Annotated in this window: 8 protein-coding genes; all 8 read right to left on the bottom strand. The window is 67.8% G+C overall.

Features of this window, described 5'->3' with window-relative positions; all coding sequences use genetic code 11:
• Positions 1-187, bottom strand: a 187-nt coding sequence (locus tag WBA11_RS16140) for an FAD-dependent oxidoreductase (RefSeq protein WP_424521680.1), incomplete at its 3' end; no start/stop codon positions are given.
• A 3-nt stretch (positions 188-190) separates the two neighbouring features.
• Entirely contained in the window at positions 191-2773 is a 2583-nt protein-coding gene (gene topA, locus WBA11_RS16135; RefSeq protein ID WP_424521679.1) for a type I DNA topoisomerase, read from the bottom strand.
• 230 nt (positions 2774-3003) lie between these two features.
• The gene (serC, locus tag WBA11_RS16130; RefSeq protein ID WP_424521678.1) at positions 3004-4128 is read right to left on the bottom strand and encodes a 3-phosphoserine/phosphohydroxythreonine transaminase; all 1125 of its coding nucleotides are present in this window, start codon (positions 4126-4128) and stop codon (positions 3004-3006) included.
• Between the two features lie 28 nt (positions 4129-4156).
• Positions 4157-4603: a nuclear transport factor 2 family protein gene (locus tag WBA11_RS16125; protein ID WP_424521677.1), complete on the bottom strand. Its 447-nt coding sequence runs from the start codon at positions 4601-4603 to the stop codon at positions 4157-4159.
• 26 nt (positions 4604-4629) lie between these two features.
• Positions 4630-5433, bottom strand: coding sequence for a DUF1990 family protein (locus tag WBA11_RS16120; protein WP_424521676.1), 804 nt, complete (start codon positions 5431-5433; stop codon positions 4630-4632).
• Entirely contained in the window at positions 5426-6130 is a 705-nt protein-coding gene (locus WBA11_RS16115; protein WP_424521675.1) for a DUF1990 family protein, read from the bottom strand. The genes WBA11_RS16120 and WBA11_RS16115 overlap by 8 nt, the downstream gene beginning before the upstream one ends.
• Positions 6131-6227: 97 nt before the next feature.
• Positions 6228-6920 (bottom strand): Bax inhibitor-1/YccA family protein, encoded by a 693-nt coding sequence (locus WBA11_RS16110; protein WP_424521674.1) that lies wholly within the window; start codon positions 6918-6920, stop codon positions 6228-6230.
• Between the two features lie 25 nt (positions 6921-6945).
• On the bottom strand, positions 6946-7897 hold a 952-nt coding region (locus WBA11_RS16105), incomplete at its 5' end, for an NAD(P)/FAD-dependent oxidoreductase (protein ID WP_424521673.1).

The raw sequence follows: 7897 nt of genomic DNA, 5'->3' as shown, positions 1-7897 counted from the left end.
CGAGGACGCCGAGCGACCGGAGCGCGCGCGTGGCGTTGGTCCACAGCGCGATCCCGGCGCCGACCTCTCGAAGAGACGGCGCCCGCTCCAAGACGGCGACCTCGTGACCGCGACGGTGCAGTGCGAGCGCCGTCGCCAACCCGGAGATCCCGCCGCCGACGATGGCGACTCGGTCGACCGCCGCCACGGCCTAGGACGCCTTCTTCTTGCGAGGCGCCCGCTTTTTCTTGGCCCCACCCTTCGCAGCCTTGGCGTCGACGAGGGCGACCGCTTCCTCGAGGGTGATCTTGTCCTTGTCCATGTCCTTTGGGATGGTCGCGTTCGTCTTGACGTGCTTGACGTACGGCCCGTAGCGGCCCTCGAAGACGTCGATCGGCTTTCCGCTCGTGGGGTGCGATCCGAGCGTCCGTAGCGGCGCGGCCTTCTGGCGCTTCTGGGCGATCAACTCGAGAGCACGATCGAGTTCCACCTTGAGGACGTCGTCGCCGTCGGCGGGCTTGAGGCTGGCGAAGGTCCGCTCGTGCTGCACGTAGGGACCGTACCGGCCGATGTTCGCCTTGATCGGGTTGCCGGTCTCGGGGTGGAGCCCCAGGGTTCTCGGCAGCCCCAGCAGCGCGACCGCCAATTCGAGGTCGACGTCGCCGGGCTCGGTGCCCTTGGGAAGCGACGTGCGCTTCGGCTTGGGCGCCTTCTTGTCCTCCATCTGGTCGTCGTCGCCGAGTTGCACGTAGGGGCCGTACGGGCCGGCCTTGAGCAAGACGGGGACGCCGGCCTCAGGATGGATCCCGACGACGCGCTCTTCATCGTTCGCATCGACCAATCCGCGGAGCGTTTCCTCGAGGACGTCGGCCGGTGCCATCTCGGGCGGCATCGAGGCCGTGCTTCCGTCTGGTGCGGCTGTGTACGGACCGTAGCGACCGACGCGTACCTCGTAGTCGCCCCACTTGACGTGGCGCATCGTCGAGATCTCACGCGGGTCGATGGTCTCGACGCCCGTCTCAATCTGCTTTTCGAGTCCCTTCGGACCGTTAAAGAACCGCTCGAGGTACGGCGCCCGCGCCTCGGACCCGTCAGCGATGCCATCGAGCTCGGTCTCCATCTTGGCCGTGAAGTCGGTATCGACCAACCGGTCGAAGTTCTTGGCCAGCAGGTTCGTGACTGCCATGCCCGTGAACGTCGGCACCAACTGGTTCTTTTCGCGGATCACGTAGCCACGACGCACGACCGTGTCGATGATCGACGCATAGGTCGAAGGCCGGCCGACGCCGGCTTTCTCGAGCGCCTGCACCAGGGACGCGTCGGTGTAGCGCGCCGGCGGTTTGGTCTCGTGCCCGACGGCGTCGACGGCGTTGCAGCCGGGCGTGTCGCCCTCAGCGAGCGCGGGGAGCGGGCTGTCGCGGTCGTCGAGGGCGGCGGACGGGTCGTCGCGGCCTTCGACGTAGGCGCGGAAAAAGCCCGGGAACTCGATGACCTGGCCGTTCGACCGGAACGTGGACTCGTCGTCGGTGCCCTCGGCCGCAAGGATGGTCGCCCGGGTGCGGAGCAGCCGGGCCTCGGCCATCTGGGACGCGACGGTTCGCTTCCAGATCAGGTCGTACAGCTTCGCCTCGTCGCCGCTCAGGCCGATCTCGGACTTGGTCCGCATTCCCGTTCCGGCCGGGCGGATCGCCTCGTGGGCTTCTTGGGCGTTGCGGACCTTGCCCGCGTACTGCCGGGGCTTAGGAGAGAGGTACTCCTTGCCGTAGCGGGCCTCGACCGCACCCCTCGCGGCCTCGATGGCCTCCTTCGAGAGCACCGTCGAGTCGGTACGCATGTAGGTGATGTGGCCTTGCTCGTAGAGCTTCTGGGCCGTCTGCATCGCCCGGCGAGCGCTCATGCCGAGCTTCCGGTTGGCCTCCTGCTGCAGCGTCGACGTGATGAACGGGGCGGCCGGCGAACGGCGGGCCTTCTTTTGCTCGACCTCGGACACGCGCCACGACGCGTCTTTCAGGCGACCGGCGAGCGCTGTCGAAACGGCTTCATCGAGGACGAGAGCTCCGCTCTTCTCTTTCAGTTTGCCGGTCTTCTCGTCGAAGTCCTTGCCCGTCGCCAGCTTCTGGTCGCCCAGATGCGTCATCTTGGCCTCGAACGAGACGCCCTTTTGCTCGAGCTTGGCGGCGAGGTCGAAGTAGCTAGCCGAGATAAAGTCGAGCCGCTCCCACTCGCGCTCCACCAGGATGCGAACGGCGACGGACTGAACGCGCCCGGCGGAAAGCTTGGGCGCGATCTTTTTCCACAGGACGGGCGACACGGAGTAGCCGACCAACCGATCCAAGACGCGCCGGGCTTCTTGGGCATCGACCAGGCGCGTGTCGAGCTCGCGGGTCTGGTCGAGCGCCTTCAAGATGGCCTCCTTGGTGATCTCGTGGAACACCATCCGCTTGACGGGCACCTTGGGCTTGAGGACCTCGAGCAGGTGCCAGCCGATGGCCTCGCCTTCTCGGTCCTCGTCCGTCGCGAGGTAGAGCTCGTCGGCGTCCTTGAGGGCGTCCTTGAGCTGCTTGACGACTTTCTTCTTGTCGCTCGGGACGACGTAGAGCGGCGTGAACCCGTCCTCGACGTTGACGCCGAGGCGCGCCCACTTTTCCTTCTTGACCTTGGCAGGAATCTCGGACGCGCTCGAGGGCAGGTCCCGGACGTGTCCCATCGAGGCCTCGACCTGGTACCCCGCCGGCAAAAACTTGCGGATGGTCCGGGCCTTGGTGGGAGACTCGACGACGACGAGGCGCTTCATAGGTACGTGTAGTGTTGACCGGCAAGCTAGCGGCGGGGACGGACGGCCCCACGGCACCCCCTGCCGGCCGCGCTACACGCCGACCGACCGCGCCCGTTCCGCCCTCGAGGACGGGCTCCGCGACCTCGAGGACGCCGGGGAGCGATGGAACAGCCGTGGGACGCCGGAACGGCAGCGCGGCGCGTTCTTGCGAAATCACCGCAGGAACTGAAGAGACGGGCTCCAGCTCGCTACCCGCTCTCCGCTTCGAAGCGGCGCATGTAGTCCACCAACGCCTCCACCGACGACGGCTCGACCGCGTTGTAGATCGATGCCCGGACGCCACCGACCGACCGGTGGCCCTTGAGTGCCAGCAGGCCTTCGTGAGCCGCGCCCTTGATGAACGCGTCCTCGAGGTCGGACGACGGCAGGCGGAAGGTGACGTTCATGTGGGAGCGGCTGTCCGCCCGGGCCGTGCCGCGGTAGAAGCCGCTCGCATCGAGGGCGCCGTAGAGACGGTCCACCTTGGCCCGGTTGCGCTCGACCATGCCAGAGAGGCCGCCGTGACGCTCGATCCAGCCCAAGACCTTGTCGATGACGTAGACGACGAAGACGGGCGGCGTGTGGAACAGCTTGGCCGCGTGCGTCTGGTAGTCGAGGAGCGTCGGCAGACCGTCCTGTCGGGTCTTGAGGAAGTCGTCATGGACCAGGACGACGGTCGCGCCGGCCGGGCCGAGGTTTTTCTGGGCGCCGGCGTAGATCAGCCCGTAGCGCTCGGCCTCGATGGGCCGGCTCAGAAAGTCCGACGACATGTCGCACACCAACGGCATGTCGACGATCGGCTCGTCGTGGAATTGGGTCCCGACGATCGTGTTGTTGCTGGTGTAGTGGAGGTACGACGCGTCCGCCGGGACGCTCCACCCACGCGGCGTCGGGATGAACGAGTAGTCGGCCTCGGCACTGCTGGCGGCGACGGCGACGCGCGCGCGCCGGCCTCGAGCCACGACTTGGGCCTCTTTGATCGCCTTCGCGCTCCACGTTCCCGTATCGAGGTAGGCCGCGGTGCCACCGTCCTCGAGGAAGTTTAGCGGCACCTGGTGGAACTGGAGCGACGCGCCGCTCTGGAGAAACAGGACGTGCCAGTCGTCCCCGAGCCCCAAGAGCGATCGCATCCGGCTCTTGGCGCGATCGAAGATCTCGGTGTAGGCGGCCGAGCGGTGGCTGACCTCGACGATGGACGCGCCGAGTCCGGGGAACGCCGGCATCTCGTCTCGTACCTCCTCGAGCACCTCCGTGGGCAGGGCGCCCGGGCCGGCGGAGAAGTTGTGCTGGCGGACGTCGAGGTCGGCCGATGGCGAATCGGAGATCATGGTCATGGGGTCGTGAGCGTCCTCGAGGCCGGGTCTATCCGTCGTTGTCGCCGCAGTCGCGACGGCGCACGTCGACGATCTGGACGATCTGCCACGCGTCCTCGATGCGGGCGAGGGTGAACGCGTTGGTGCCGCAATGGCTGAACTGCTCTCCGGCGTAGAAGCGGTACGGCGTCCACGCCACGGCCAGGTCGGTGTCGATCATGACGGGGTAGCCGTCCTCGATCTGCTCGTCGAGCATGACAGGGGCGTCGGAGACGCCGGCCAGGAACGCGGAGATCGGCGACTCGACGACGCCCTGAGGGGTCGCGGTCATCAGCCGAGCCTCAGGATGCATCGTCGCGCGGATGGCGGTCGTGTCCCTGGCGCGCATCCCGTCGAAAAGGTCGGTGACGGTCATGCGGACCTTGGCCTCGAGGTCGGTTTGGGCCGACAGCGCGGGTGAGAGGGCGACGAGGAATGCGAGGACGGCGAGACGCATGTCGAGGCTAGTGGTGCGACCAGAGTCTACTGCGAGGCACGAGGAGAACCATTCCCCTCACGCCCCTCGAGGACGACCTCGTCAATCTGATCGCGGGCGTCGGCGTCTTTGGAGACCGGCTCCGGTGTGACTGTCTCGTGGCGGGGCGCGTGGTCGCCTTTTGCTCGGGCTTCGAGCTCCTGGCGCACGAACCGCTGCATCCGCTCGCACGCGGACTCGGAAAACTGGATCTGGAGCTTCCGGCCGAACAGCTTGAACCCGATCCGGTAGAACGGATTGCGGATCCGGTCGGGCTTGGAAAACGCGTCGATGACGAACGAAACGGCGCCCGTCCGCTCGTTCTTCTGAACCTGGAACGTGATCTGCCCTCGCTCAAAGTGACCCTCGAGGGTGGCGTAGTCGTAGCCGTAGCGCCAGACGCGATCCCCCTCGACCTCGACGGCGCCCTCGAGGACGCGGCCGACGCGCACACCAAACCAGAACGTGAACGCGAGGAAGCGTGCCCGGAGCAGCATCGGGCGCCCCTCTACGGGCTCGTCCGGGGAGAAGATGCCCGTGACCAGCTTGGGGTCGGGGAAGGCGTAGTTGCGGATCAGGTCCCGAGCGATCGCGAACGAGGCCCGCGCGTCCGTGTCCGGGAGCGGCGGGCCGGGCGGCTCGGGCGGCAGGTCGGCGTCGTAGTGGTCGAGGTGCCAGCCGTCGGACTCGGTCAGCTCGCGGTCGGTGTCGAGGTCGAAGTTGTACCGCGCCGTGCGGACGGCCTCCAAGCGCTCTTGGTAGCGGCGCCAGTCGGGGCGGTCGGGGACGGCGGTCTCCCAGATGCTAGGCATCGTCGGCCTCGCGCTCGGTAACGACCTCGATCTCGCCGACGGCCTCCCCCCCACTCACCTCGACGACGCGGTTGCAGAAGAACGTCCACATCGCCTGCTGCGCCTTTTTGGCGATGCCCAGGTCGTCGTACATCACGTCGACGACCGCGTCGCGGCTTCTCGCCCACGACTCGATCACAAAGTGGAGGTCGCCGCCGACTCCGCCGCCCTCGAGGTCGGACGCCGTGAACCGGATCTGACCGGCCTCGAGGTGGTCCTCGAGGGTGACGAGGGTGAACGACGTGTCGGTGACCTCGCCGACGCGGACCGGTCCGTCCCACGGGGCCGAGATGTGGATGTGGTACTCGTCTCCCACGCTCATCTGATCTCCTGCGCCGACCGTCTTTTCGAACCGGGCGACCTCGTCCGGCACGAACCTCTGGACGTCCTTCTTGACCTGTGCCATCAAGCCCTCGGCCTCGAGGTCGGACCCGCGGATCGTCACCGAGTACGTCCGGTGGAAGCGGGCTCCTTCGCCGTCCTCCTCGCCCTGGACGTCGGCGCGGTCGGGAGGCTCGGGCACGTCCTCGAGGGGACCGTCGGGCACGTCGTAGACCTCGAACGTCCGGGCGACGACCGGGTAGCCCCACCGAGCCAGGGCGTAGATGCCGAGGCCGGCGGCCGAGCTGAGGGCGATCCAGGCGAGGGGTTTGCGCATGAACTGTTTACGCCCGTCCTCGAGGACGGCTCCCCAAACGCAAGCGGCACGCCAGCCGAAGCCGACGTGCCGCCAGGTTCCTTCTTCGAAGGGCGCGTTAGTCGCGGCTCATAAAGATGCGCAGCACGTACCAGAACATCAGGGCGACGGCGGCGAACAGCTCGAGCGAGGCCGAGATGTAGCGGTCTTGGGGGTACTCGCGCAGGATCCTCGAGGTCGTCCACAGGATCGAGGCGCCGGCCAGGCCGACCATCGCGACGGAGAACCACAGGCCGAGGTTGAACCCGAACAACACGCCGCAGACGATCGCGACGATCGCCAGGATGCCGGCCCACTTGATAAAGCTGCCCAGGAAGGAAAAGTCCTTGCCTGAGAAAAAGGCGACGGCCGTCAGCCCGGAGAATCCGAAGACGGTCACCCAGGCCGCGTTGCCGATCGCGCTCGGCACCTGGAGGAACGCCATGTACAGGAGCGGGACGAAGATCAACGCCTCGAGGACGATGTAGCCCGCGAGCGCCGCGTACTGTGCGCCCTTGCTCTCGGCCCGTGCGGCGACGCTACTCGCGACGGTGCCACCGATCACGAACGCGCCCAACACCATCAGCCAGCCACCGGGGGCGTTGAGCAGCGCGCCAGCGATCGGTTGCGCCAGGCCAGACGAGAACAGGAAGATCTCGATGCCGGCGAACGCCAGGATGGCGCCGAGCAGGTGCGTGTACGTCCGCGTTAGAAACGCTGCCCGGGCGTCGTCGCCGAGGGCCGCGACAGGAGTGCGATAGAGGGTGTCCATGGGTAGGGAGCTTGGTCTGGGTGGTCTAACGCACCAAGGCACCCGCCGGTGCCTCGGCGTTGGCTTTCATGCGGTCGGCGGTGAACACGTCGAGGTCAGGATCGGATTCGCCGAGTAGCGTCCTCGCAGCGAGTTCGCCGAAGCGGAGCGCGTAGCCCATACCGTGACCGGTAAAGCCGGCGGCGTAGAACACGTCCTCGAGGCCAGGGACGGCCCCGATCACCGGCAGGCCGTCCGGGCTGAACCCCATCGTGCCCGCCCAGCGGCGCTCGACCTCGAGGCCGGCGAACGTCGGGAAGTGCGTGGCGACGTAGGCCTCGAGGTCGGCTTGCAGCGCCGGCGTGGTCTGGTCGTCGTAGCCGACCTCGAGGTCGCGGTGCAGATGCCGGGCGCCGCCGACCATGACGCGGCCGTCGCAACGCTGGCGGAGGTAGACGTAGCCGTGGTGCGAGTAGACCGGCGCTGCCAGCGTCGGCGGCGCCGGAGCCGTGGCGAGCATCTGCGCGCGGACCGGCCGGACGACGTGGGACAGCTCGGGCCGAAGCTGCGGCAGGTAGGCGTTCGCCGCGATCAACACGCGGCCCGTGCGGACCTCTCCCCCGCCCTCGAGGACGATTCGTGTCCGGCCTGACCCAGGCTCGAGGTCGGTGACACGGGCGCCCTCGAGGACGGTCGCGCCGCTCTCCGTCGCAAGGGCGCGGACGAGCCGGACTGGGTCGATCGTCCCGCCGATCGAGACGACGAGCGCGGCGGGGAAGCCGACGCTACCGATCCGCGCATTTGCGGCGGCGTGCTCGAGGAACGCGGATTCGACGCCGTCCTCGAGTAGGAGATCGTGGGACCGAGACAGTCGCTCGGCCTCGAGGTCGGAGCCGGCGGCCAGGACGGAACCGGTCGCACGGAAGCCGACGTCGTGGCGCCGGCCGGCCTCGGCCGCGAGCCGGTACGCCCGCTCGGTAAACGCCCAGATCCGGCGG

Source organism: Rubrivirga sp. (genome assembly GCF_049648075.1).
Taxonomy (GTDB): Bacteria; Bacteroidota; Rhodothermia; order Rhodothermales; family Rubricoccaceae; genus Rubrivirga.
This window is presented reverse-complemented; position numbering and strand designations above follow the sequence as displayed.